The sequence below is a fragment of the Bradyrhizobium sp. Ses1 genome (genome assembly GCF_059512365.1).
In genome coordinates, this window is record NZ_JCAMOQ010000038.1 from 51,108 (window position 1) to 74,773 (window position 23,666).

The 23,666-nt window shown below is 60.0% G+C and carries 23 protein-coding genes and 1 pseudogene; 13 read left to right on the top strand and 11 right to left on the bottom strand.

Features of this window, described 5'->3' with window-relative positions; translation table 11 throughout:
• Both AC5ZG5_RS32005 and AC5ZG5_RS32010 read left to right on the top strand, forming a co-directional pair.
• On the top strand, window positions 1-405 hold the full coding sequence (locus AC5ZG5_RS32005) for a cupin domain-containing protein (RefSeq protein WP_282530806.1): 405 nt from the start codon (window positions 1-3) through the stop codon (window positions 403-405).
• An 11-nt stretch (window positions 406-416) separates the two neighbouring features.
• Window positions 417-641, top strand: coding sequence for a hypothetical protein (locus AC5ZG5_RS32010; protein ID WP_130225636.1), 225 nt, complete (start codon window positions 417-419; stop codon window positions 639-641).
• 166 nt (window positions 642-807) lie between these two features.
• On the opposite strand, the gene AC5ZG5_RS32015 is transcribed toward AC5ZG5_RS32010, so the two are convergent.
• Both AC5ZG5_RS32015 and AC5ZG5_RS32020 read right to left on the bottom strand, forming a co-directional pair.
• A complete protein-coding gene (locus AC5ZG5_RS32015) occupies window positions 808-1,176 on the bottom strand; it encodes a BA14K family protein (RefSeq protein WP_028163322.1) in 369 nt (122 codons plus the stop codon).
• A gap of 157 nt (window positions 1,177-1,333) precedes the next feature.
• Window positions 1,334-1,723, bottom strand: a complete 390-nt coding sequence (locus AC5ZG5_RS32020) for a hypothetical protein (RefSeq protein ID WP_456645167.1) — start codon at window positions 1,721-1,723, stop codon at window positions 1,334-1,336.
• A 507-nt stretch (window positions 1,724-2,230) separates the two neighbouring features.
• Here AC5ZG5_RS32020 and AC5ZG5_RS32025 point away from each other — a divergent pair.
• Complete coding sequence (locus AC5ZG5_RS32025; RefSeq protein ID WP_456645166.1) at window positions 2,231-3,229, top strand: helix-turn-helix transcriptional regulator; 999 nt, start codon at window positions 2,231-2,233, stop codon at window positions 3,227-3,229.
• Here the strand turns inward: AC5ZG5_RS32025 and AC5ZG5_RS32030 are convergent.
• Window positions 3,226-3,627 (bottom strand): YciI family protein, encoded by a 402-nt coding sequence (locus AC5ZG5_RS32030; protein ID WP_456645165.1) that lies wholly within the window; start codon window positions 3,625-3,627, stop codon window positions 3,226-3,228. The genes AC5ZG5_RS32025 and AC5ZG5_RS32030 overlap by 4 nt on opposite strands.
• A gap of 199 nt (window positions 3,628-3,826) precedes the next feature.
• Between AC5ZG5_RS32030 and AC5ZG5_RS32035 the strand changes: the two genes are divergently transcribed.
• A complete protein-coding gene (locus AC5ZG5_RS32035) occupies window positions 3,827-4,576 on the top strand; it encodes a hypothetical protein (protein WP_456645164.1) in 750 nt (249 codons plus the stop codon).
• Between the two features lie 41 nt (window positions 4,577-4,617).
• Here AC5ZG5_RS32035 and AC5ZG5_RS32040 read toward each other — a convergent pair whose 3' ends face one another.
• On the bottom strand, window positions 4,618-4,902 hold the full coding sequence (locus AC5ZG5_RS32040) for a hypothetical protein (protein ID WP_456645163.1): 285 nt from the start codon (window positions 4,900-4,902) through the stop codon (window positions 4,618-4,620).
• 369 nt (window positions 4,903-5,271) lie between these two features.
• Here AC5ZG5_RS32040 and AC5ZG5_RS32045 point away from each other — a divergent pair, with 369 nt between their 5' ends.
• The 4 genes from AC5ZG5_RS32045 to AC5ZG5_RS32060 all read left to right on the top strand — a co-directional run bounded on the left by AC5ZG5_RS32045 (window position 5,272) and on the right by AC5ZG5_RS32060 (window position 9,692).
• Complete coding sequence (locus AC5ZG5_RS32045) at window positions 5,272-5,859, top strand: hypothetical protein (protein ID WP_456645162.1); 588 nt, start codon at window positions 5,272-5,274, stop codon at window positions 5,857-5,859.
• Between the two features lie 627 nt (window positions 5,860-6,486).
• Complete coding sequence (locus tag AC5ZG5_RS32050; RefSeq protein WP_496165487.1) at window positions 6,487-7,281, top strand: hypothetical protein; 795 nt, start codon at window positions 6,487-6,489, stop codon at window positions 7,279-7,281.
• A gap of 321 nt (window positions 7,282-7,602) precedes the next feature.
• Window positions 7,603-8,916 (top strand): DUF7947 five-stranded beta-barrel domain-containing protein, encoded by a 1,314-nt coding sequence (locus AC5ZG5_RS32055; RefSeq protein ID WP_456645160.1) that lies wholly within the window; start codon window positions 7,603-7,605, stop codon window positions 8,914-8,916.
• Window positions 8,917-9,140: 224 nt separating this feature from the next.
• A complete protein-coding gene (locus tag AC5ZG5_RS32060) occupies window positions 9,141-9,692 on the top strand; it encodes a terminase small subunit (RefSeq protein ID WP_456645159.1) in 552 nt (183 codons plus the stop codon).
• Between the two features lie 304 nt (window positions 9,693-9,996).
• Here the strand turns inward: AC5ZG5_RS32060 and AC5ZG5_RS32065 are convergent, their stop codons facing one another.
• Both AC5ZG5_RS32065 and AC5ZG5_RS32070 read right to left on the bottom strand, forming a co-directional pair.
• Window positions 9,997-10,326, bottom strand: coding sequence for a hypothetical protein (locus AC5ZG5_RS32065; RefSeq protein ID WP_456645158.1), 330 nt, complete (start codon window positions 10,324-10,326; stop codon window positions 9,997-9,999).
• Between the two features lie 755 nt (window positions 10,327-11,081).
• On the bottom strand, window positions 11,082-11,780 hold the full coding sequence (locus tag AC5ZG5_RS32070) for a recombinase family protein (RefSeq protein WP_456645157.1): 699 nt from the start codon (window positions 11,778-11,780) through the stop codon (window positions 11,082-11,084).
• Between the two features lie 233 nt (window positions 11,781-12,013).
• On the opposite strand from AC5ZG5_RS32070, the gene AC5ZG5_RS32075 reads away from it, so the two are divergent.
• Entirely contained in the window at window positions 12,014-13,777 is a 1,764-nt protein-coding gene (locus AC5ZG5_RS32075) for a serine hydrolase (RefSeq protein ID WP_456645156.1), read from the top strand.
• A 416-nt stretch (window positions 13,778-14,193) separates the two neighbouring features.
• On the top strand, window positions 14,194-15,096 hold the full coding sequence (locus AC5ZG5_RS32080) for an NAD-dependent epimerase/dehydratase family protein (RefSeq protein WP_456645155.1): 903 nt from the start codon (window positions 14,194-14,196) through the stop codon (window positions 15,094-15,096).
• A gap of 276 nt (window positions 15,097-15,372) precedes the next feature.
• On the opposite strand, the gene AC5ZG5_RS32085 is transcribed toward AC5ZG5_RS32080, so the two are convergent.
• The 5 genes and pseudogenes from AC5ZG5_RS32085 to AC5ZG5_RS32105 all read right to left on the bottom strand — a co-directional run.
• A complete protein-coding gene (locus AC5ZG5_RS32085) occupies window positions 15,373-16,218 on the bottom strand; it encodes a carbohydrate ABC transporter permease (protein WP_456645154.1) in 846 nt (281 codons plus the stop codon).
• Between the two features lies 1 nt (window position 16,219).
• Window positions 16,220-17,080, bottom strand: a complete 861-nt coding sequence (locus tag AC5ZG5_RS32090; protein ID WP_282532709.1) for a carbohydrate ABC transporter permease — start codon at window positions 17,078-17,080, stop codon at window positions 16,220-16,222.
• 68 nt (window positions 17,081-17,148) lie between these two features.
• Complete coding sequence (locus AC5ZG5_RS32095; RefSeq protein ID WP_456645153.1) at window positions 17,149-18,186, bottom strand: ABC transporter ATP-binding protein; 1,038 nt, start codon at window positions 18,184-18,186, stop codon at window positions 17,149-17,151.
• 134 nt (window positions 18,187-18,320) lie between these two features.
• Complete coding sequence (locus AC5ZG5_RS32100; protein WP_456645210.1) at window positions 18,321-19,502, bottom strand: ABC transporter substrate-binding protein; 1,182 nt, start codon at window positions 19,500-19,502, stop codon at window positions 18,321-18,323.
• A 51-nt stretch (window positions 19,503-19,553) separates the two neighbouring features.
• A pseudogene (locus tag AC5ZG5_RS32105) lies at window positions 19,554-19,712 on the bottom strand (twin-arginine translocation signal domain-containing protein); the annotation flags it as partial.
• A gap of 807 nt (window positions 19,713-20,519) precedes the next feature.
• Here AC5ZG5_RS32105 and AC5ZG5_RS32110 point away from each other — a divergent pair.
• The 3 genes from AC5ZG5_RS32110 to AC5ZG5_RS32120 all read left to right on the top strand — a co-directional run bounded on the left by AC5ZG5_RS32110 (window position 20,520) and on the right by AC5ZG5_RS32120 (window position 23,648).
• Window positions 20,520-22,118, top strand: a complete 1,599-nt coding sequence (locus tag AC5ZG5_RS32110; protein ID WP_456645152.1) for an FAD-binding oxidoreductase — start codon at window positions 20,520-20,522, stop codon at window positions 22,116-22,118.
• A 529-nt stretch (window positions 22,119-22,647) separates the two neighbouring features.
• A complete protein-coding gene (locus AC5ZG5_RS32115) occupies window positions 22,648-22,929 on the top strand; it encodes a hypothetical protein (RefSeq protein ID WP_051397068.1) in 282 nt (93 codons plus the stop codon).
• Between the two features lie 128 nt (window positions 22,930-23,057).
• On the top strand, window positions 23,058-23,648 hold the full coding sequence (locus AC5ZG5_RS32120; RefSeq protein WP_051397074.1) for a QcrA and Rieske domain-containing protein: 591 nt from the start codon (window positions 23,058-23,060) through the stop codon (window positions 23,646-23,648).
• The last annotated feature ends 18 nt before the right edge of the window (window positions 23,649-23,666 follow it).

The window sequence follows — 23,666 nt, forward strand, 5'->3', positions numbered from 1 at the left end:
ATGGCCATTCGCCTGTTTCATCGCGACCATCCGACGCTGCGTCTGCCGCTGATCTCCAAGGACGCGCGCTTCGTGATCTGGCCCGGCGTCGGCGCCTGGCAGGCGAATCTCAACTATGTCTGCCTCGAACCCGGCGAGGCCAACGTCCCCCACATCCATACCCAGTCGGAGGACACGATCTTCATCCTCGAGGGCGAGGGGACGATTCACGACTACACCAACAACATCTCGCTGCCCTTCCATGCCGGCTGCGTCGTCCACGTGCCCGTGGGCGTCAAGCATGCGGTCGCAGCCGATCGCGGCAGCCATATCGTCAGTGTCGGCGGTCCCTGTCCGGCTGACGTTCCGCTGCTGAAAAAGGTTGGTGCGCTGCCGGCGGATGCGACGCCGCCGCTATCGGCGTAACGGGGCCGGCTTTGCACGACACCAGCCACCTCGTGTTCCAGCGCGAATACTACATCGTGACCCTCAGCGACGAATGTCGCTCCGCGTGGCGCTGGGAAATCAAGCGCAGAGGCGCGCCGATGGGCGTCAGAGTGACCGGAGATGGATATTCGTCCCAGCGCGCGGCGGAAGAGGCTGGAAAGCAGGCACTCGCGGAGTTTCTCCTTGCTGTCGCTTCCGAGCAGAAGCGCGGATGAGATGATCGCGTCGACGTGTGCTCGGAACGAAGCCATCGGCCAGACCTCTCCGCCTGCTCGGCGAACCGCCAATCTCTTATCGCAGGCCCCAGCAAACAAAAAGGGGCGGCGGTGTCACACCGCAGCCCCGAAACCGGATGCAGTCGCGACTGCATCTCAAAGAAACTTACTGGCAGGGATACCGCCGGCCCTTTGCCACGTACGTATTCGTCGCTGGATCGTAGGAGCGGTAGCGCTGCGCGCAAGAGGCCGCGTGCTGCTGGGCGGCGGCGGCAGCGGCGGCTTCCTGCTGCGCGGCGGCAGTGGCCGCACCGGCCGCGATGGCGCCGCCGATGAGGCCGCCGACCAGTCCGCCAACACCGGCGCCGTTGTCATAGCACTGTCCGTAACGGCACCAGACCTTCTGGGTGAATGCCGGGACCGCGGCCGCAAGACCCGTGCCGGTCGGTAACGGAGCCGAAATCGCGGAGGCTGAAAGCGCCACGGCACCGGTGGTGGCCATCAAAACGACTTTCAAAATGTGATCGATGCGCATCGAATCTCCTGCTTCATTCCTGTGGGCGCAGGCCGGCGCCTGCCTCCCGATTCCTGAACATGGATTACGGGCTCCCCTGGCCTCGGCCCGGGCGAGACCGTACACGCACGGCCGGTTACAATTCGCGCGTCAGCTTAAGTTCACAGATGGGCGGTGTTTATTGGCCGGCTGCGTCCACGACGCGGCACAGGTTATTGCTGACACCTGGAGCCAATTGTCCTGGCGGCAAGACGAAGACCGCATCGACGCGACTACCTCTGCCTTCCTTGCGGACGACGACTTGCAACGTTTGTGGTCGGCCGGATCCGGTTGTTTCTTGCTGAGTGGTCAGCGTGCCAAGCTTTTTGTCCACGTTCAGACCGACAAAGCCCTCTGCCAGAACGGCCCGGGAAACCTTGTCAAGGGCGACACTGGGATTGACTGACGGGAAAATCATCCAAGTCTTGTGGGTCATGCCCGTCACCATCGGAACGCCGGTGCTCTGGAAGTGCTCTGCGCAGCCATCGGCCAGTGCGGGCATAGACGACAGAACCATGAGCGTGAACACGCAAGTTATTCTTGTAAGCATGCTTTCATAACCTGTTGGAGTAAGTCGGGAGGATTGAGACCAAACGCGCCGTGAGTCCATGGATGCCTTCGCATTCTGGATGGAGGCATTCGGATTTTGGCTAGTGCACGGAGTGATCCTGCAAGCGATCGGCGATCTGGCCGACGTAGCAAACGTCGACGCTTGCCTTGCTACGTTCACCCGCAGGCGGAGCCCGCCGTCAACGAGCGCCGCGGGAATGGATCGGCGCTTTTTCGGAATAGAGGCCCCACGAATTAAATCAAATCTTATCTTTCGCGGCTCGGTTGCGCGATCTGGATGTTTCGTTCGACAATTGGATATTGAGAGAAAGAATTGATAGAAAGAGGCCTCGACCTGAGTTTGCCAAAGCTGTGCTAGCGTGGTGACGCGGGTCTGTGCCTCCGGCGGACGCCCCGAACGATGAATACTCGGTCTGGCGGGTGAGATCGGTTCGCGTCCAGCAAAAGTCCAATGGTCAGGATTTGCATGAACGAAGATGTACTCGCCGCACCTCCCACGCGATCAGGATCTTCGTTTCAAGAGTTGCTTGAAATACTCCAACCTCACGGGATCAATGCCCGCTCCTCGCCGAGGCCTGGCAAATCATTTCGTTGGCATGCGGATGTTGCAGTTGGAGCAGGAATTGACGTCGTAAGGGCGGAACTTTCTGCTGGTTGGGATTGGCGCTATTCATACGAGAATTCATTGGGAGAGCTTGCAATAAGCTTGCTGAATGCCGGCAAGGCCGAAATGCTCATTGCAGGAAAGAACGTGCAACGAACGCCCTCTGAAATCGCCATCGTATCGCTTCCGACGTTGCAAGAGCAGAGGGTCGAAGCGGTCGATGGAAGATACTCAAGTGTAACGCTAACGTTGCATACGGGTATGGTTACAAAGGCGCTGTCTGCGACGTTCGGGAGCACAGCACTGGAAGATCTCAATTTGACACCAACGGTCGATTTGTCTACCGGCGCCGGGCAGATCCTTTTTCAGCTTGTTCGTGCCAGCACGACTGGCTTGTATGACGGGATCCTGGCACGCTCTCCGAAAGCCAGCGCTCTGCTGTCAGAAGCTGCGATACAGCTCATACTTGAAAATGTCCCCCATCGGCTGATCGACCGGTTGAGCCGCTACCCACTGGATGTGCCTCCTCGTTACATTCGGCGGGCTATCGAGTATATGCGCGCCAATCTTCATCTGCCGCTTACGATAGCCGATATTGCTGGGACGGTTGGTGTTAGCAGCCGATCGCTAGAATCGGGATTTCGTAGAATCCATGGCACGACGCCTGTCGCCTATTTGCGAAGAATTCGACTTGAGGCGATCCACGATGAGCTATCGCGACCAGAGAACCTGCTTCCGGTAAGCGAAGTTGCACTGAAGTGGGGTTTTACTCACATGGGCCGTTTTGCAGCGTTGTACCGCTCCGCATTTGGCCTGTATCCGTCCGATACAGTCCGGCGAGCGCGAGGGGTCTGCGACTAAGAGGGTTCGCTGTCGTCAACGGCCTCCGTCAGTGGAAAGGCTGTGCCCGGAAGATAGAGCGTGATCGGCCGGATCTCGTACACGGCCGTTGGATTCACCCGACGCAGGTCGCGCGCGGCTTCGATTGCGGCGTCCTCGCTGGTGCAGTCGACGACGTAAAAACCAAGCAGTTGCTCCTTGGTCTCGGCAAAGGGGCCGTCGATCACGACGCCGGCGCCCGGACCGCGCAAGGTGCGGGCTTTCCCGGTCTCGCCGAGCCGCGCCGCCGGCCCGAGGCGGCCTTCCTTGGTCAAGCGGTCATGGACCTTGTGCAGATCGACCATCAGTGCGGCATCTTCCTCCGGCGTCCAGGACATGACTTCCGTTTCGACGTGATAGGCGAGGATGGCGTAGAGCATCGGTACCTCTCGTTGCTGGATAGCCAGGTGAAGGACGTCTGCGACAGACCGAATCCGACAAATCGTCGTGGCCGGGCTACCCTTTCTGAGCCGCCGCGTCCTTCATTTTTGTGCACGATGGCCGCTCGCGCCTTGTTTTGGCCGCAAGACGGGAATTCAACAAGCAAGTTAAAGTGTAAGCGTGTTCTGAGGTGTCCTTATGGTGGCACTTGCGGAGACAGCTCCTTCTGATCTGGTCGACGAGCTCACCGCGCATGCGGTTGCCAGCATCGAGACTGCTGATCATTTCTCTTTACCCTTCCCCCATATCGTCTTCCGCGATTTCTTTCCCGCAGATTTTTACCGGGATCTGGTGCGGAGCATTCCCACTGATGGATATGATCCGATCACTGGCACGGGCACCCGCATGGCGCTGCGGCTCTATGGCGAGAACGTAGAGAAGATCGATCCGTCACTGCGACCCGCATGGGCTGCGGTATCGGTCATGTTGACCTCGATGGAGGTCGAGCATGCTGTACGGGACAGACTGCATGACGGGCTCGAAATTCGTGCTCGCGGCGACAAGGTGGCTCGCCCCGACGATCTGAAGCTGGTCGCGAAGCCGGTGGTCTACTGGGACAGGGACGGCTACCAGATCAAGCCGCATCCGGACACACGCAAAAAGGTTGTGACGATGCAGCTCTATTGCCCGGCCGACAGCAGCCAGGAAGCGCTCGGCACGACGCTTTATCGGGCTTCGCTCAGAGGCCTGTTTCACGTCGGCTCCTATTGCCTCGAGCCTGTGAAAACCATCCCCTTCCTGCCCAACCTCGGCTACGCGTTCGTGGTCCTGAAAGCCTATCACTCCCTGACAAAGATGAGCTGGCACGGCCGCCCGCCCATCAAGACCGATCGTCCTCGGATATCCATGCTCAACACCTTCTACATGAACGAGGATGTCGGCTTCTGATCTGGGCCGTGTACAGCCACGACGGCCCTGCGGCGCTGCTTTCAGAACTGGGCCGGTTGAGCGGGTGGACTGGGCCAATCGGATCGCAGGTTGTTCGGGTTATTCCTGTCGAACAAGTCCTGCCTTAAAATGCCGCTCGGGTAGGCATTGATTGCTGGTGGCATTCTGCGGTGGTCACGGGTTGGCGCGACGATGACGCCGGGCCGAACGACACAATTGGCGGGATAGCCAACGGATTGGCAGTAAATTACGGCGCTCGCGCTTCCGGTGCTCGCAGCCGAGAAACCAACAATCAGCGATGCCGACAAGGCAATCGACCGCTTCATTTTTTGCCTCCGTAGCTTATCCACTCCCGTAGCTGATCCTCGGAAAAATGATCGCAAATGGAGTGCTGCGCTATGCCAAAGCGGCAAATGTCGAACCAAGGATTTCCGCTCCGGGTCCGTTTGCAGAAAGCCCAATAGCTACGCCGCCTGCGGATTTGACCGCATGCGAAAGTACATGCAACGCGTTGTTTTATCGTGATTTTTGGAGCTGAGCGATGGAGCGGGTGAAGGGAATCGAACCCTCGTATTCAGCTTGGAAGCCTTTCGGCGGCTGAATACTTTCAATGCCCGTTCGGACAAATCTCCTCAAAATCCTTCATTGCCTGCAAACGGCTTTTTCGCCTTGTCCGAACAGACGACAGGTGCGGCATGCCGGTAACCGAGGCCCGGACATACTGCCGCCGTTGCCGCGCCAAGCTCGCCGAGCCGACCGAGAACATGCGCTCGTCGTTCTGCTGTCGAGGCTGCTATCGGATGTTTTTCGCGGCCAGGTGTCTGGTCTGCGAAGGCACCATGAAGCGCAACGCGGGAAACCAGGTCGTCTGCTCCCGCCCTGTATGCAGGACCGAGTTCCAGTCACTCAAGCGTCACGGCGTTCTCGGAAGCTTTGCAGGGCCAAAAACTGCGCAAGTGGGCAGGGGTAGCGCTCAACACCGTTCTGCTTCCGGAATCACTGAAAATACAGAGGGGCGCGAACGCGTCGAAAGCGACCGACCCTGCCGTATCGCGGCGGGTTCAGCGCTGACCCCCGTCCAGCTTCGACTGATCACCGTCGGAGCCGCCTTCGGAAACTGCCCCTTCGAACAAGACCGCAAGCTCAATAGGCGCCACTGGCTCGACACCGAGCGTAACGAGATCGAGGCGGGCGGCTACTTCGAGGATACCGAGTGGCGCGCGGCGGCCAGCTCTGACGCGGTCGGATGTTTCGTCGCCAGCCGTGAGGTCGCGAATGGCTGACGTCCCCGCTCATCCCGAGATCCTCCTCGTCGAGAGGAGTTGGGGTGGCGCCTTTTTCCCGAATTCACCGCCGCTCATACTGGAGCAGCACAACGAGCAACGCCTCCCGCGGCAAACGGAAGGCGTTGGAACTTGGGCGTCGAAATCTTTGGAAGGATTCGATCATGCCATTTGTGTGCAAACAAAGCAAGCGCGCTGTGAGCTGCCCCCGCAATCTGAGGGCCAGCGATGGCGTATTATTGGGACAGCCAGACCGAGCGTGACCGGCCGCTTGGATTCCACTGGCGTTCGAGCGGATTATCCGAGGCGCTTGGGTTAGACCCGGCTGATCGCGCGCTCGAGTCACTGCTCACCGAGGCATGCTTGGCTGCTGAGGACGGCTGCGCGGTCTCGTATTCTCGATCCAAAGACTTCTATGCCGGCGTCGGCCGATATCACGGCACGGGTTGGAGCTATCGCTGCGTTTTGCGCAGCGTAGCCGAAGCGGCAAGGCTTGGGCTAATTCGAGACTACCGCGTTCCTCCCGGAAATCGCGGCTGGCAATCTTGGCTAGAGGCCACGGAGGAGCTGATGGGCGTTTGGCGAAGTCGACCGCAAGCGCTGCACTATAGCCCCGGTGATCCAATAGTGCTGCGCGACGCCAACGGTGACAGCACCGGCTACCAAGACACCGCCATGACCGCGCGTCTGCGGGGAGAACTGCGCGAGGTCAATGACATGCTCTCGTCGATCAAAATCGAGGTCGACGGCGTGGCCTGGCGAGGCCGACACATGGTCTTCACCGGTGCCGACAGGGCCCAAAGCTTCATCCGGCCGGTGCTAGGCAATCCAGTGCGGCGGATCTTCGCCCGCAGCTCGTTCAAGCTCGGCGGAAGGGCCTACGGTTGGCACCAAAACATTCCGAAGGAGTGGCGCAAGCGTATCACAATCAACGGGATGACGACGGCCGAACTCGACTTTCGCGCGATGCACTTGTCCATGCTCTACAACGAGGCCAACACGCCGATGCCGGCGGGCGATCCATATGCGATCCCAGGATGGCAACGCGTCGACGTCAAACTCGCCGTGAATATCGCGCTCAATGCCGCGACGACGCAGGGCGCAATCGGCGCGCTCAGCCAGGCCGCGGGCTTCTCAGTGCCGAACGACAGGACGAGGGCCGCCGAGGTCATTCTCGCTGTCCGCGCCAAGCACAACCCTATTGCCGGCGCCTTCGGCTCCGACGCAGGCATTCGCCTGATGCGCCGAGACTCCGACATCATGATGCGCGCGCTGAAGATTCTCAACACCGACGGGACACCAGCGCTACCGGTTCATGACAGCTTGGTAGTGCCGCAGCGCCACGCGGGGACCGCAGCAGCAGCGATGAGCCGAGCGTGGGCAGAACTATCAACAGGGCCGAACACAGCCCGGATAGGATAACCCCGGGGGAGAAGGGGGGGACGGAACCCACTCCATTATGTAGGTACAAAGTCGAAGAACCTTAATCCGATCAATGGTGTCACCCGCAATGGAAGGATGGCCGTGAAAATCTACTTCACTGAGATCGACAACACGACTTTACCTTGCTCATGTTCTTGCGCCGGCGTCGGAGGAGCTACTGACGGTCAATCCCGACCATAGGGAAATCATGAGCCATTGGAATCCCGAGCGAACAGGAATTGAATTGGTCAATGCGCAATTAGCAATTCGCTTTCTTAATGAAGGGCTCCCATTCTTAGCGCTTCACATTTCATGGTTTGCATGATCAAGAAAATGCGGGCCTTGCCAATTGGAGCAATGCACCAAGCATTCCTTGAACAATTGACCAGCAGGCAATCTGCGGCCGTCGAATTTTTAGGCCTAAGTGAACCGCGAGACGCGGAAAAGATGGCATTGATTACCGTCCCCGCGGCCACAATGAATTGCAAATGCCGTCGCCCGTATTGTCACGTTGGCCTCGTCAAAGAATTGACCGTTACAGATTCCGGATCAGGTATTGGCCGTCCGAATACCGATGCCGGCGTCGATAGTCCCTCAGATCACCAGAGCGAAACCACGTCGGAATCCGGGTGTCGAACCGCCCTTGCTTTCGAAAGTGGCGTTTTCGACATCAGTCGAACGAAAAATGGGTCAATTCCCGCGACGGTTGCAATTTTCCTCGATTGTGTAATGCTCATTTCGCAGGGGAAAATTATGGACGACCAAGTGTTTGAACCTGTACCGATCAGGTACACGGGCCTTTTTGCTGACAGTCATCTTGTTGATGCCAACCACTTCGGTAGATCGGTAGCCAGCATCGCCCGTATCGGCAACGATATAGTTCACCTTCTTTTCTTCGCCGAAATTGCGTCTCCGAAGAGGCACAAGATCAATTTCTACGTCAGGCCAAGCAAAGAAAACGGGCTTTTGCAGGAAATCATTGCGGTGATGAACAACGGCGCAATGCCGATGTTTCATCCGATCTTGCTGAAGCTTGGCAGCGTCCTGGTCGAACGGATATTCGACGTAGTGATCAAGACCGCGCTTGGTCGGAAAACGGATGCCGGGATGGCTATGGATAAACTTCACGACCTGGCTACGCAGCAGATGGAGTTTAGCCGAGAGGTTCACGCCGGCCAGATGCAGGACAAGGCGTGGATGCAAGGTATGATTGAACGGCTGGTTGCCGAAAACCGGACGCCGTTGCGCGAGCTACCAGCTCCCGTTGGCCACAGTGTTCGCCAATTGCAGATAGGCTCGCCGCAGGTTGGACCGATGGTTGACGAGCCAGCGGCGGAGGTATTGCGGGCAAGAGAGCCGCTTGAACTCGGCGACACCACTGAACACCAAGTTTTCGTTGAGGGCGTCTTCAAGACCAATGGCGCTTGTCGTTTGAAATTGGTGCCCGATAATCGGATCGTTTCAGGGAAGATCACCGACCCTGCACTAGCGATGCCAAGCAACGTCTATACAACGGCACTGGATCGCAATCTGCCCTTGAAGGTCACGGCGAAGCCAATTCTCAAAAACGGGGTAATCCACACCCTGTATGTCAGTGATGCGAAGTTGGCAGACACCGACATCGTGGCCGGGTGATCCTTTGCATTTGGGGAGCTATTCGATCCCAAACTGCCGAAGCGGACCGATCGGGCCTACAATGTAATCCGCGAACTGTGCCAAAAACGGGTAGGGTGGTGCACGTGGGCAAGCAAATAGAGGCTGCGGACCTGATCCAGTCTTTGAAAATTTGTAAAGCTGTTTTCGGTAACGTCTTCTCGCGGGAAACGCTGCCACTGCGACGGCTACTACGGTGACGATCCATGCCAATCCTTAAGAACCCCAAACATGAGCGCGTCGCCCAGGAGCTGGCGAAAGGACGCTCGGCTGCCCAGGCGTACATAGAGGCAGGCTACAAAGCCAATAGGCACAACGCCTCCGCTCTAGCCCGGACGCAACCCATTAAAACCCGGGTATCTGAGCTGCTTGAGAAGCGCGAAAGGGTGGATGCGAAAGCCACCGAGAAGGCCGTGGAGAAGCTCGCGCTGACCAAAGAGTGGGTCATAGATAAGTTAATCGAGAACGTTGAGCGTGCGCTGCAAGCCCGGCCGGTGCGTGGCAAAGAGGGGGAAGAGCAGGGCGAGTACCAGTACCAGGGAAGCGTCGCGAACCGCGCGCTGGAGCTGCTCGGCAAGGAATTGGGCATGTTCATCGACCGGAAGGAACTCGGTAAGCCGGGCGAGTTCGAGAGCATGACGGACGAAGAACTTGACTCCTGCATCGCAGAGCTTCTCTCGCCCGGAAAAGCTGGGTCTGGCAAGGGTGCTCAAGGAATGGGAGCTTCGCCGTCAAAAAGAATGCAGAAGCCTCACTGAGCTTCGTAAGGCAAGCGTCCTAAGCCAACGAGCGCGCCACTACGGGAAGGAAAGGCTCGGCCATTTTGATGAGCGAGTCAGATGGGACGCCGTCGTCAGTCACCGCTCCACTCGGGCAACGAGCGGTGGGGTCGCGTTTTTGGTTGGCCACGCTAAGAAAATAAGCTTATTCAGCAGGCAAGATTTAAGACGACAAAGAGGCTGAGGAGAGAGCGGCGGCTCATTTGCGATCCAGAATTCCGAGTTAGCCTCTGGTTTCCAATGCACGCGGTAGTGATCAAGAGCGCCACCACTACGCCGGCTTTCAGTCGAACTTTCTGATCTGCTCGGGCGAAGACATATGGACCGCGCGTTCATCAGGGCCTCGCCTCACTTCAGCACGCACCGAGGTCGCCCGGGAGCACGGGGCTGATTTCGAAACGGCAAGCTCGGCGACCATGCTCAGGTGCCCGAGGCCACCACAGTGCGCCTGGTTGGTACTCTCGATCTCCACGCGCGAGGCGGTATGGTGTCGCATTAAGCTTGAGGCCTTCTCCAGGGCCTCTCCGATGTGCGCCGCGTTGACGATTCCGAAGAGTGCGCGCTCGCCCTCGCTAGTATCGAAAAGTTTGTAGGTGAATAGTCCGGGGGCCATGTCGCCCTCCTAGTCTAGTAACTACCCAGCGGCGGACCGGTCTACGCGCCAGCGATCCGCAAAGTAGTTACCGTGTGTTGCAGATGACCTCTTGCCCGAGACGCTGACAGCGCGTCGTGGACGGCGGTGAGGCGGTTGACGCTGCAATCTCAGCTCCGGCCGCAGCAATTCCAAGCCTGCTTGCGTGCCGTGCTTCGCGGGTTTGCTGCTGGATCAGCCGGCAATTCGAATATTCCGGCGTTCCGAATTGGGTGCCAATTGATTGGCAATAGGCGGCGTCCTGCTGGGCTTTTCAGGACCAGCGATGGCGTCGCCGACAATTGATCCAGCACACGCGCCAAGAGTCGGGGCGAGCCCGACGAGAACGGAGAATACCAAGATCCGCAAATTCAGCCCTCTGCGCTGAGCCCGGCTGGTGCCGGGTGGTTGAAATTCAGCAGCAGAGGTGCTGACCCCCAATATTCCCACCGCACCGGGAGCGACCCGGTGTTGCTACTAGCGGTTATTTTTGGAGCCACCCGGCGTAAGCCGTTCTACCTCTGCTGCCTTCGATACGCACTAGCGGATTTCAAGCCACCAGCGCGCGGGCGGAACTTATTTGGGTAATTTGCCGACGTAAAGCCGGCCACAGGAACTTGATCCGTGAGCTACCCCAGCCTGTTGCTAATCGCGCTCGCAAACGAGGTGTGGTCGATCTTGTCCGACTCAAATTGTGGCCATCCCGCTGCTGACCAAAGATTAGGGCTCGTGCGCGGTCAAGACACTCGCTTCCGTCGACGTCCACGCTTCGGCTCTGCGCCCTTGGCCGCGCCGCCTGGGAGGCTATCCAGCATCGACGCCACAGCCGAGGCCGAATAGGCTTTGCCGTGCGGCGTTGTGAATCCCTTCGATGCAAGCGCGGCGGAAATCTGGCGCAACGATAGCCGCGGGCGCTGCTCGCTCAGCTCGCGGGCGCAGCTCACCAGCTCGGGCTCCTTCTCGGCATAGGTCTTGCGGCCCTCGACCTTGCCGACCTCTTTCCGCTTGCGGTCTCGCGCCGCCCGTAACTTCGCGACCGTTGTCGCTTTGTCGAATTGCGCTATGGCGCCCAGAACCTGCCGGACGAGCACGGCTGTGGGCGTATCCTCGACGAAGAAGTCCGGGGCGCTGGCGGGAACCAGCATCACACCCAGCCGCTTCAAGTAGTCATGGCCGGCGAGCTGTACGGCCAAGTCGCGGGCGAAGCGATCTGGGCTTTCAACGATGATTGTGCGGACGCCGTTGCTGGCGATCCGATCGAGCATAGCTGAGAAGCCAGGACGAGCCGTGACCGGATCGGCGCCCCTAACAGCGGCATCGTAAAACCAATCAACGATCTCGTAACCCGCCACTCTAGCATAGCCTGCGATGGCTAGCCTTTGGCGGCGCTCGCTGTCCTTGCCCTCGCCAACGTTTGCGGCGCTGCTGGTACGCATATAAGCGACAGCTTCAACGGGTTTTGCCTTGCGTACCACGGCTCTAAGTCCGGTTTCCGCAAGATGGGACGGCCAAAGTGCTACGGGCGAGCGGTGTCCCTCCAGCAGCCGAAGCGAATGCCGACCAAGTCAAATCAGCAGCTTTGGGCCCAGGAAGAGACATTCTGACTGGGGTTGATCTCGGCTTCGATCACCTCGTCGGCGTATCAGCCAGGGTCACGAGAGATTTCCGCTTGGCGGTCAGAACCGACCTCGCACAAGCCATTTGGCACATCGAATGCGGTCAGCAATTATGGGTTGTCTTGCCGGAGAGGTTGACTAGGCTGGAGCGGTATCATGGCCACAACGGCCGCTGTTCATTTCAATGGGGCGTTGCAACAGGGGAGTGCCGCATCATGTCCTTGCCAGAGTCGATTGCGGTATTTTGCCCGGGCAGGAGCGTAATTGCCGCCAAGTTAGTTGCCTTATGTCTTATTTGGGCTGCCGCGCCGATACCAAGCCTTGCCGACACATCACCGCCTCAGATCGCCGGCGTGCCCATATCCGAGGACCAGATCGACAAGGCTATCGCTGGCCTCGACGCGCTCGCGAGCGACGTCATGAAGAGGAGCGGTGTGCCGGGCATGGCGGTGGCGGTGGTGCGAGATGGCAAAACGGTCTACGCGAAGGGTTTTGGCGTCAGAAAAATCACCGAGAGCCAGCCGATCGACGCAGATACCGTGTTTCAGATCGCTTCCCTTTCGAAATCCCTTGCGGCCAGCGTGGTGGCTCATCAAGTCGGCGCGGGCATCATCAACTGGGAAACGCCTCTCGTCGCGCGCTTGCCCTGGTTTAAGCTCGGTGATCCCTGGGTTACGCAGCATGTCACGATTGCCGATATGTTCAGCCACCGCTCGGGCTTGCCGGAGCACGCCGGCGATGATCTGGAAGATCTCGGCTATGACCGACGAACCGTGCTGGAACGCCTACGTCTGCTGCCGCTCCACGGCTTCCGCGATACTTACGCCTATACAAATTTCGGCCTGACGGCGGCGGCGGAGGCTGTGGCTGCCGCATCGGGCAAGGGCTGGGAAAACCTTTCCGAAGATGTCCTTTACAAGCCGCTCGGCATGACCGCGACTAGCTCACGCTTCGCTGATTTCGAAAGGCGATCGAATCGCGCTTTTGGGCATGTGAAGGTCGGCGCCGGCTTTCAGCCGAAGTATCAACGTCTGCCCGACCCGCAGTCGCCGGCCGGCGGCGTCAGTTCGTCGGCAAATGATCTCGCCCGCTGGGTGGCGATGGTGCTGCAAAACGGCAAATTCGAAGGTCGGCAGATCATTCCAGCAGATGCGCTGCTTCCGGCCGTGACGGCCGAGGTCATTTCGAGCCACTCCTCCGCGGTCGACGCAAGGCCTAGCTTCTACGGGTACGGATTCGGCGTTGGAATCACACCGGCAGGCCGCACGATGATTAGTCATTCCGGTGCCTTCGCGATGGGGGCCGGGACCCATTACGCAATAATCCCGTCGGCCGGGGTTGGCATCGTCGTGCTGACGAACGCGGGACCGGGCGGTGCAGCGGAGGCACTCGGCGCCTCCTTCACGGATCTTGTCCAGTTCGGCATGATCACGCGGGATTGGTTTGCTGTCTATAGCGTGGCGATGGCGGGGCTCATGGCGCCGATAGGCGATCTCGTCGGCAAATCGCCCTCCACCACTCCAGCGCCACCGGCAAAGCTTTCATCCTATGTCGGTACCTATGCCAGCTCCTATTTCGGCAATGCCGAGATCTTTCAGGTGAATGGCCATCTGGAGCTGAAGATCGGACTTTCGGGCACGCCATACGTGCTGACACACTGGAACGGTGACGTGTTTTCGGTGAGCCCCTCCAGCGAGAACGAACCGGATGGTTCACTGTCGTCGATCACATTCGAACGGAGTGGTAACGAGCCGGCACACGAACTGACGATCCAATATCTCAACAGCAACGGGCTCGGCCTGTTTCTGAGACGTTGAAAGGCGCTCGTGCAAGCGCGGCTGACAGACGTCCTTCGGAAGGCAACATGACTCAATTCGTCACGGGCCGGCGCCAAACCCGGGATGAAGTCAGTTCGCCGACTAAAATTGCTTTGACGCCTAATGCGGGGAGGGGCGCGGTCCTTCGATCCCGCGTGCGTCTAGTCACGTGAATCTAAAGTTCGCCACATATCGAGCACGCTGTTCTTTGCGGCGTTACTGCGCGCATGGCGGTGTGGTGGTGGCGCTGTCGCGGAGCACCAAGATCGATCGCATCGGGAACAACGCCGCGATCTTCGACTTTGAGCTTTCATCGGAAGAGATGGCAACAATCGGCGCGCTCACGCGACCGGGAAGCCGAATTATCAGCCCTTCCGGTCTTGCACCGGACTGGGGGCATGTAGGGAGCAACAGGCATGAACATCTTCCTGACCGGCGCCAGCGGCTTTATCGGCGGCACCGTCGCCCTCCGGTTGAAGGCATCGGGCCATCGGATCCGCGGCCTGGTGCGGTCGCCGGAGAAGGCGGCGCGGCTGCAGGCGCTCGGCATCGAGCCGGTGCTCGGCGATCTCTCGGACACTGCGCTGCTGGCGCAGGAGGCGAAGTCGGCGGATGCGGTGATCAATGCCGCCAGCTCCGACGATCGGTCCGCGGTCGACGCCTTCCTTGAAGCCCTCGCCGGCAGCGGCAAGCCGTTCCTGCACACGAGCGGCACCAGCGTGGTGGCCGACGACGCCCGCGGCGACTGGGCCTCGGACCGGATCTATGACGAGGACACGCCGATTGTGCCGGTGCCGGGCAAGGCGGCGCGGGTCGCCATCGACCGGCTGATCATCGGCGCCGCCGGCGGCGGTTTACGGTCCGTCGTCCTGTGCAACAGCCTGATCTACGGCACCGGTCGGGGGCTGCACCCCGACAGCGTGCAGATCCCGACCCTGGTCGCGCAGGCGCAGCAGACCGGCATCGTCCGCCATGTCGGGCGCGGCCGGAACATCTGGTCGAACGCGCATGTCGAGGACATGGCCGAGCTCTACGCGCTGGCGCTGGCCCGCGCCCCGGCCGGTGCCTTCTACTATGTCGAGAACGGCGAGGCCTCCTTCGCCGAGGCCGCAGCGGCGATCGCCCGGCGCCTCGGTCTCGGCGCGCCGCAGCCCTGGCCGATCGACGACGCCATCGCCGCGCTGGGCTTCGGCCACGCCGTCTATTCGCTGGGCTCGAACAGCCGGGTGCGTGGCAGGCGCGCGCGGGCGGAGCTGGATTGGTCGCCCAAGCACGCTTCGTTGACCGCCTGGATCGAGAACGAAATGCCGGTGCGCTGATGCGCCCTGCGTCGCACCGCTGTCTTCGTCGATAAGATTTTCAAGGGTGCGAAGCCTGCCGACCTGCCGGTCGAGCGGCCGACCAAGTTCGAGTTGATCATCAACTTGAAGACCGCAAAGGTGCTTGGTCTCACCGTGTCACGATGCTGCCCTCCCGCGCGGACGAGCCGATCGAATAGAGCTGCTTGCTGCGGTGCATGGGCTGGAAATGGCACTTTTGCGAAGTGCCAACCGGCTCTGACCGTGCATGCTAAGGCGCAGCACGAAAATGGCCGATTATTTGACCGCGCCGCCTGTGATGCCGCTGATGAAGCGGTCCAAAAAGAGATTATAAGCGATCGCCACCGGGATGCTGGAAATGAGCGCCGCGCCCATCAATTCGCCCCAATAAAAAATATCTCCGCGGATCAAATCCGTCGCGACTCCCAAAGTAACAGGCTTCTCGCTGGAAGAGGAGATGAAGGTCAGCGCGTACACGAATTCCTGCACCGTTAGCGTGAACGCAAAGATCACTACGGTCAGAATGGCAGGCACCGAAAGAGGAAGGACCGTTTTCACGAATGCCCCCACGACAGTGCAGCCGTCGACAATTGCGGCCTCCTCGATCTCTCGCGGCACCGACTTGAAGAAGCCCATGAGCAGCCAGGTGCAGAACGGGATGGTGAAAGTCGGGTAGACGACGACAAGAGCCCACATGCTGTCCTGCAATCCGAGCAACGTAACGACTCGTGCTAAAGGCAGGAACAGAAGCGTCGGCGGCACCAGATAGGTCAGGAAGATACCGATGCTCAGATTTTCGCCGCTACGACCCGGCATGCGCGCTAGTCCATAGCCGGCTGGCAGGGCCACGAGAAGAGTGATCGCCACGACACAAAGCCCGATGAGGGCGGAATTGGACAGCCATTGCACGAATAGCGTGTCTTCAAACAAATAATTGAGATGCTCGAGCGTCGGCGGCGCGTTGAACCAATAAGGGATGGACTTGAGATTGTAGAGGTCGCCGTCAGTTTTGAAAGTGGTGATCAGCATCCAATAGAAGGGAAACGCGGCGAATACAACCAAAGTAACCACCGCGGCATAAAACGAACTCTGCCCAACTACTTTTCCGGCAAGGCGCGGCATGTCAAATCTCCCGCCGCCGCAGCGACCGCAAGAGAAAGATCACCGCGACCAAAAGGAAGGGGAACAGGAACAAACAAATGGCCGCCCCGTGAGCGACATCGCCCGAGAGGATGCCCACCTGAAACGCCAGCGAGCCGAGCACCTGCGTGCTGTTGATCGGTCCGCCCTTCGTCAGCAAATAGACGACGCTGAGATCCGTGAAGGTGAACACGGTGCCAAAGATCACAGCGATCATGATGATCGGGGCGATGATTGGCAGGATGATCTGATAGTTGCGCCGCCAGAAGCCCGCACCGTCGATCGTGGCGGCATCGAGCACATCCTGCGGCACCGACGTGAATCCGGCAAGGAAGATCACGACGCCGAAAGGAAATAACCGCCAGGCATGCACGACCGCCACGGCAATCATCGCCAAATCTTCTTGCCCCAGCCACTGTGGCCGGTTTGCCGCATCGATCAATCCTACCGCGATCAGCGTCCAGTTGATGACGCTATAGAGCGAGTCGAACATCCACACCCAGGCCAGCGTCGCCAGTGACACCGGTACTGCCCAGGGCAGAACGATAAGCGCACGGGCAAGCCGGCGCCCCGGGAACTCCTGCATGAGGAGCATAGCGCCGATCTTGCCCAGCAGCAGGCCGATGATTTGGGCACTGATCGTGAAGATGAGGGTGTTGGCCAGCGTCCGCCGGAAGATCTCGCTGTCGATGACCTCGCGAAAGTTCTTCAACCCGACAAACGCGTAGCTCGGATTGAAGATGCTGTAGGCGCTGACGCTGTAATATAGGGCAAGTAGGAATGGCAGCCCGACGAGCACGACGACATAAAGGATCGCGGGGAGGATGAACAGCGGCCCGAGCACCTCGAGCCGATCGAACGTAAACCGCGATCGCGCCCGCCGGCGGGGCGCGGCTGCCTCGGCGATCGCGCTCATCGAGCCTGCTCCTTGGGGCTGACGGTACGCCGACCGTCCCGGTCGAAATAGCGCAGCTCGGCTTCCCGAACCGCAAATTTGTGCCATTCACCGGCGCGGATGCCAGACAGCGGAACGTGGGCCGGCAGCTTCGCCGTGACTTCGCGCTTCGCCTGGAAGCCATCCAACGCGCCGTACAAGATACGCTCCGATCCGAGATACTCCATGCGATCGATGCGGAAGGGCAGCTCGGAGAGAGCGGCTCCATCAAGCATCTCCCGCGGCAGGAAATGCTCCGGCCGAAAGCCCAACAGTCCACCGTTATGCTCGACCAGGTTCATGGGCGGGGTGCCGAGGAAACTCGCGACAAAATCGTCGGCGGGGTGGTCGTAAATCTCGCTTGGAGTTCCGACTTGTCGGAGCTTGCCGTAGTCGATAACCGCGATGCGATCGCCCATGCCCATGGCCTCGACCTGGTCGTGCGTGACGTAAATGGTGGTCGTTCCCACCTTCTGCTGGAGCTGCTTCAGCTCACTGCGCGCGCTTGCCCGTAGCTTCGCGTCCAGATTGGACAGCGGTTCATCCAGCAGGAACACGGTTGGATTGCGTACGAGCGCGCGGGCCAGCGCCACACGCTGGCGCTCGCCTCCCGAAAGCTGGCGGGGACGCCGGTGAAGCAAGCGATCGATGCCGAGCAGGCCAGCCGCCCAATCGACCTTGCGCTTGATCTCGGGCCGCGGCGTACCCTGCGTCTTCAGCGGAAATGCAATGTTGTTGGCGACAGTCAGGTGCGGATAGAGGCCATAGCTCTGAAACACCATAGCGACGCCACGTGCGCGCGGCGTGATGTCATTGACGATTTCGTCGTTGATCAGGACGTCGCCGGACGTTTGCCGCTCGAGACCGGCGATGATCCTCAGGAAGGTGGTCTTGCCGCAACCCGATGGACCGAGCAGCACCAGAAACTCGCCGTCGCCGACTGATAAGCTGACACCATCGACGGCAGCGACGTCACCGAAATCCTTTCTGATGTCTTTGGCAACCACCGCGGCCATCTGGACTTCCTCTGTGCCTTGAGCAGTGACCTAAAGCCCTCCGCGGCCGGCAGGCTGCAATTGCCTTGCCCGATCGGTATCAACGTTTCGCGAGGCGAGCAGCTCTACCCGCCCGCCCCGCTGTTCGAATCGGTTCATACCGCCGACCATTTCTTGTAGATCAGCTCGATCTCTTTCTGCGCCCAGGCGACCGCTTCCTCTGGCGTCGCTTTGTCGGTCGCGGCCTTGGCCATCATGTCGACGAGGATGAAATTGTCCGCGACCTCGTCCGAGGCCGGTCCGGCCGGTCCCGGATAGCCATAAGTAGCGTGCCACTCATTGGCGGTCTCCAGCACCTGCAGCTTGTCGGCTGGGTGTGAGGTTGGGTCGTTTGACAAGATCGGCATGGGCTTGGGCAAGATGTTCTCGAACAGCGGATGATTGTAGCCCGTGCTCGCCTCGAAGGATGCAACCCAATTGTCAGTCCAGTAGTGCAGGAACTCGATTGCTGTGTCCTTGTTGCGCGCGAAACGCCAGACGACGTAGGAGTTGGGCGCTCCACTCGCCAGCCTACGCACAGAGCCGGCCGGCGTCTTCCAGACGTAGATCTTGTCGGCCAATTCGGGGCTGGACTTCTGTATCGACCGGTATGCGGAGATCGGGTTGTGAATCCATGATCCTCGACCGGACGCCAGATACCGGTTGTTGCTGGCATCGTCCCAGGACAAGACTTCCGGTTCCATGGCTTCTTTATAAAGGGCGCGAACCAGCCTCACGACCTCGAGCGTCTCTTTCGAGTTGAGGGTGACGCGCTTGCCCGTCTCGTCGCATTCAGACGCGCCATAGCTCCACAACATGCTGCGGTACGAGAGGTTCGGGTCGACGGAGTGCCCAAGCCCGATACCAATCGGGGTGCCCTTCGCCTTCAGCTTGGCCCCACCGACGCGGATATCTTCCCAAGTATCGGGTTTCATCCCGATCTCGTCCCACAGGTCCTTCCGGTAAAGGCCGGGGAACCGGATGTAGTAGGCCGGAAGGGCGCTCCAGACCTTCGTACCCTCGTTGTACGCGATCTGGCGACCGATCGGCTGGACCTTGCCGTGCTTCTTCTCCACCTCGCTGACGAGACTGGTGAGATCGACGACATGTTTTTCGTACAGGTGCGGGCCGCCCGATCCATTGAAGGCAAAAACGTCGTGTCCGGCTCCCGCAGAAATCTCGGCCGCGGCGCGCGCCGGTAGCTCCAGATGCGGGATGTGATCAACAGTTACGGTGACGCCGTTCTTCTTGCCCCACTCCGTTGCAAAACCATCGAACCATTTATCGTATTGCGGCACGAAATGGCTCCACTGGAGGATCTTGAGTGTCTTGGCCTGTGCAAGAGCGCTAGACACAAACGGCGACGAAACCGCCGGCGCCAAACCCGCAGCTCCAGCCGCGGCGCCCACCTGCTTCAAGAACCCGCGTCGTGTGACGGATGATGTGCAAATTTCTCGTTCTGACCGCATGTTTGTCTCCTCCTGACAAGTCGTCCGGGGCAACCACATTGCAACGTGGAAGCCGCTTTTGCAGGCTGGCGCTAAAAATGCCTTAGCCTGCTTCCTCGACTGCGGTGGGCGCCAATGTATGTAAAAGCCTCGCCTCCTAGGTCGGCAGGCGCGCTGCAAAACTGGCCTCCTGGTTGGTCCGGCCCCCAGCTTGTCCAAAGACGGTTATTCAGGCCGCGATAGAATACGTCGATACCCGGGGCACACCCGTCATGGCAGCCGGCTCTGACCATAGCTCAAACCGCGCCCGTGTCAGTCGGCGCGCTCCACCACTCCTGGGCGCGAGCCAAGCCGAGGCTAGGGATGGGTAACTAGCGATGGGGAGCTACAGCACCTGCGTAACCCATCGTTTCTCCCTAACAGGGCAGGACGAGGTCACCCGGCAGTGCAAGTTGAAGTTATGGTACTCCTTCTTCCGCACGGCCACAAATATTCCTCTTTCAGCACCGCCATAAAAGAGAATGACCGACGTGGGGGATACCCAGCCGAGCGAGATTGCTGCACTGCAGCCAACACGCACGCCGCGCGCCATTGGAGCGAGGGGGCGCAGGAACGTCGAAGCCCGTGATCTCCTCGCTCCGATCTACTGCTGGTTCACGGTTTCGGCACGCTCGACTCGAAGGAGGCGAAAATCTTACTCGACGCGGTGGCGCCATGGAGGACACTTATCGTCGCGAGGGCCGGAAGGGAAACGTCGGCTCTTGGCCCCGAGCCGAAGTCGCTCGAATTGGTTCGAATGTCCGCAACCGCGGGTAGACCGGACGTGACGTGCGCTAGGCTTAACCGCTGCTCCTGCGAGGAACGCTCATGACCGACACAAGGCTGAAACATTACGGCTGGGGACGCGAAGGCGAAGGCATGAGCGAAGAGGAACGGAAGTTTGTCCTCGGCCGCTATCACGTCAAATTTGGAGCTGACGAATTCGACACGGTCGCTGTTCCGGGCCTTGAAGAGCTCTCCTTGCGGGAGCCGCGCGTGGTGCCGCCGGCTTCCCTCACGCCCTTCTGCACGAGCGAACGCTACGATCGTGCCGCGCACACCTATGGCAAGTCCTATCCGGATTACGTTAGAGCAATGCTTGGCAATTACGATAGTGCGCCCGACGTCGTCGCCTATCCGCGTAACGAGTCGGAGATTTCCGCTGTGATGGACTGGGCGGGCTCCGTTGGCGCTTCGCTGACACCTTTTGGAGGTGGATCGAGCGTGTGCGGCGGCGTCGAGCCGCGGGTTGACGGCATCACGCACAAGGCTGCCGTCAGCCTCGATCTGCGCAATCTCTCCAATGTCATCGAAGTAGATCCGTTATCGCGCGTCGCATCGATCGAAGCTGGCGCCTATGGTCCGTCTCTGGAAAACCAGCTCAAGCCGCACAACTTCACCTTACGGCATTTTCCGCAGAGCTTCGAATATTCAACCCTGGGCGGCTGGATTGCGACACGATCGGGCGGCCATTTCGCCAGTCTTCATACTCATATCGACGATTTCGTCGAAAGCCTGCGCGTCGTGACGCCTGTTGGCGTGCTGGAGACGCGCCGACTTCCCGGCTCGGGTGCCGGGCCGAGTCCCGACCGCATGTTCATCGGCTCGGAAGGAATTTTGGGTGTGATTTCGCGCGCCTGGATGCGATTGCAGCCCCGTCCAAAGTTCCGCGCTGGCGCATCGGTTCGCTTTCCCTCATTTTTCGATGCCGCGTGCGCTGTGCGTGCGGTCGCGCAAGCCGGCCTCTATCCCTCCAATTGCCGGATCCTGGACCCACGGGAGGCCTTCAACACGGGTGCGGCCGACGGCAGCACTGCAGTCATGGTGCTCGCATTCGAATCGGGCGATCATCCTCTGGACGCCTGGTTCGCGCGCGCACTTGAATGCTGCGCCGACCACTGCGGGACGCCGGAGCCTGCGACGGCGAGCGACGCGCATCTCCAAGGCGCGGCAGGCGTCTGGCGCAACGCATTTATTCGCATGCCCTATGCGCGCGAATTTCTGACGCCCACCGGCCTCATCAACGATACGTTCGAGAGCGCCATCACCTGGGATCGGTTCGAAAACTTTCACGACAAGGTCAAAGCAGCAACCGAACGCGCGATTCTGGAAGCAACTGGGATCAAAGGTGAAGTCACCTGCCGCTTCACCCATGTCTACCCGGACGGGCCCGCACCCTATTTCTCCTTCCACGCGCGCGGTCGACACGGCGCGCTTCTCGAACAGTGGCAGGCCATCAAGAACGCGGCAAGCGACGCGCTGATCACCGCAGGCGGCACCATTACCCATCATCATGCCGTTGGTCGCGATCATAGACCCTGGTACGACAGACAGCGGCCAGAGCTTTTCGCCGCCGCATTGCGGGCAGCCAAGCGCGAATTGGATCCGGAAGGCATGCTCAATCCGGGCGTCCTGATTGATGCCTAGGCGCGTGCTGTCGAAAGAGCTCTTCGCGCGCGAGATCCCCCGGTGCTACATAGGGTCGGCATTTTAGGGCCGGCTTGCGCCAAAAGCTGTGCTTCTGCGACGTCGCGTTTCCTCGCGGGCTCGATGATATCATCGAACAGCGCGGCTACTCGCGCTCCGTATTCGCAGAGCCTCCATGGCACCGATGATCCGGTTGCGCCATTGCTTGGCTCGACGAGAGCATGCTGGCGTCCGGGATGGCCCGGCGCGCCGTGGCAACAGCTCAACGGTGAATTGGCATCGCGCAGGACATCAGGCGCTCCCCGGCAAGAGGAACGAAACAGTGGCGCGGTCCAGATGGCTTAAGATCTCTGAGGCGCCGAGATCACACTAAGCCGAGTCGGCGAGTTTGTTTCCATGTCGCCTATCTCCCGAGCTGCGCGGCTGCGCCGCATCCCTTGTCTTGAAAATATGAGGTTGAACTAGGAACCTTCGCGAACCGGCGCGTTCGTATTCGTACAAAGTGACGCTACGATGGGGAGGACCCTCCATGCGAACCATAATCGTTGCGATGCTTGTTGCGAGCGGAACCATGATCGCCCTGCCGGCGCTGGCGCAGCAGCAGACGGCACCCAACCCGCAGCAGGTGCAAGAGGAGGCGGACAAGGGTGCCAAGACCCGCCAGTCCGGCGAGTCAGGCTATGTCGGTGAGCAGGAAAAGCCGGGCGCTTCCACCCATCCTCCTGGGCGGACTGACACTGCTCCGCCGACAACGGGCTCAGCCACCGGCACCTCGACGGGGGCGGCTGGCAGCGCTGAAAGGCCGCGTTGAGCCTCGTAGAGGGTAGCAAGCCTGCATGTGACCGCGTCGCCTCACGTGCCGGTTTAAGCGTTTTGCCGTTGGGCAGGGAGGTTACGCGCGACTGAAATTCAGGCTCGGTGGCGGAGCTGGAGAAGACAATGCTGTGTCCGAACCAAACGCGACGCTCGCTTCTCTTGACGACGCTCGCGGCCGGAGCGTTCCTGGCGGCGAACAGGTTCGCTGCGGCGCAGGAAGATCAGCCCGGCAGCAGCGACCGGCCGAAGAAAGGGGATCTCCTTGTTGTCTCCGAAGGAGAGCGTGCCGGCGACGTCATCAAGCCCGATGATTTGAAGCTCGGCGACCCTCCGCTGCACGCTTGGCCAAAGGACCCCGAGACTTCGGTAGTCCGCAACGGCTCGCGGCTCAACGAGATTCTGATCATAAGGCTTGATCTCGCTGAATTGGATGAGGAGACCCGATCACGCTCTGCTGAAGGCATCGTCGCCTATTCGGCGATCTGTACTCACGCCGGATGTTCTGTCACCGGTTGGCTGAAGTCCGAGACGGGCGACAAAGACGTTCTTAAATGTTTTTGTCACAACTCCGAATTCGATCCCCGCGAGCGCGCGGAAGTCGTGTTCGGGCCCGCGCCCCGGCGTTTGCCGGCACTGCCGTTGGCGATAGCCGACGGCTCGCTCACCATAACTGCAACCTTCGTTGGAAAGGTAGGTGCTCAACAGCCAGGGTGATGGGGCGCGGTCGCATCC

What these genes read in the sequence shown, in the direction of transcription:
- AC5ZG5_RS32005 (WP_282530806.1), top strand. Translation starts at nt 1, where the DNA reads ATGGCCATTCGCCTGTTTCATCGCGACCATCCGACGCTGCGTCTGCCG.
- AC5ZG5_RS32015 (WP_028163322.1), bottom strand. Translation starts at nt 1,176, where the DNA reads ATGCGCATCGATCACATTTTGAAAGTCGTTTTGATGGCCACCACCGGT.
- AC5ZG5_RS32025 (WP_456645166.1), top strand. Translation starts at nt 2,231, where the DNA reads ATGAACGAAGATGTACTCGCCGCACCTCCCACGCGATCAGGATCTTCG.
- AC5ZG5_RS32030 (WP_456645165.1), bottom strand. Translation starts at nt 3,627, where the DNA reads ATGCTCTACGCCATCCTCGCCTATCACGTCGAAACGGAAGTCATGTCC.
- AC5ZG5_RS32035 (WP_456645164.1), top strand. Translation starts at nt 3,827, where the DNA reads ATGGTGGCACTTGCGGAGACAGCTCCTTCTGATCTGGTCGACGAGCTC.
- AC5ZG5_RS32040 (WP_456645163.1), bottom strand. Translation starts at nt 4,902, where the DNA reads ATGAAGCGGTCGATTGCCTTGTCGGCATCGCTGATTGTTGGTTTCTCG.
- AC5ZG5_RS32045 (WP_456645162.1), top strand. Translation starts at nt 5,272, where the DNA reads ATGCCGGTAACCGAGGCCCGGACATACTGCCGCCGTTGCCGCGCCAAG.
- AC5ZG5_RS32055 (WP_456645160.1), top strand. Translation starts at nt 7,603, where the DNA reads ATGATCAAGAAAATGCGGGCCTTGCCAATTGGAGCAATGCACCAAGCA.
- AC5ZG5_RS32060 (WP_456645159.1), top strand. Translation starts at nt 9,141, where the DNA reads ATGCCAATCCTTAAGAACCCCAAACATGAGCGCGTCGCCCAGGAGCTG.
- AC5ZG5_RS32065 (WP_456645158.1), bottom strand. Translation starts at nt 10,326, where the DNA reads ATGGCCCCCGGACTATTCACCTACAAACTTTTCGATACTAGCGAGGGC.
- AC5ZG5_RS32070 (WP_456645157.1), bottom strand. Translation starts at nt 11,780, where the DNA reads ATGCGTACCAGCAGCGCCGCAAACGTTGGCGAGGGCAAGGACAGCGAG.
- AC5ZG5_RS32080 (WP_456645155.1), top strand. Translation starts at nt 14,194, where the DNA reads ATGAACATCTTCCTGACCGGCGCCAGCGGCTTTATCGGCGGCACCGTC.
- AC5ZG5_RS32085 (WP_456645154.1), bottom strand. Translation starts at nt 16,218, where the DNA reads ATGCCGCGCCTTGCCGGAAAAGTAGTTGGGCAGAGTTCGTTTTATGCC.
- AC5ZG5_RS32095 (WP_456645153.1), bottom strand. Translation starts at nt 18,186, where the DNA reads ATGGCCGCGGTGGTTGCCAAAGACATCAGAAAGGATTTCGGTGACGTC.
- AC5ZG5_RS32110 (WP_456645152.1), top strand. Translation starts at nt 20,520, where the DNA reads ATGACCGACACAAGGCTGAAACATTACGGCTGGGGACGCGAAGGCGAA.
- AC5ZG5_RS32115 (WP_051397068.1), top strand. Translation starts at nt 22,648, where the DNA reads ATGCGAACCATAATCGTTGCGATGCTTGTTGCGAGCGGAACCATGATC.
- AC5ZG5_RS32120 (WP_051397074.1), top strand. Translation starts at nt 23,058, where the DNA reads ATGCTGTGTCCGAACCAAACGCGACGCTCGCTTCTCTTGACGACGCTC.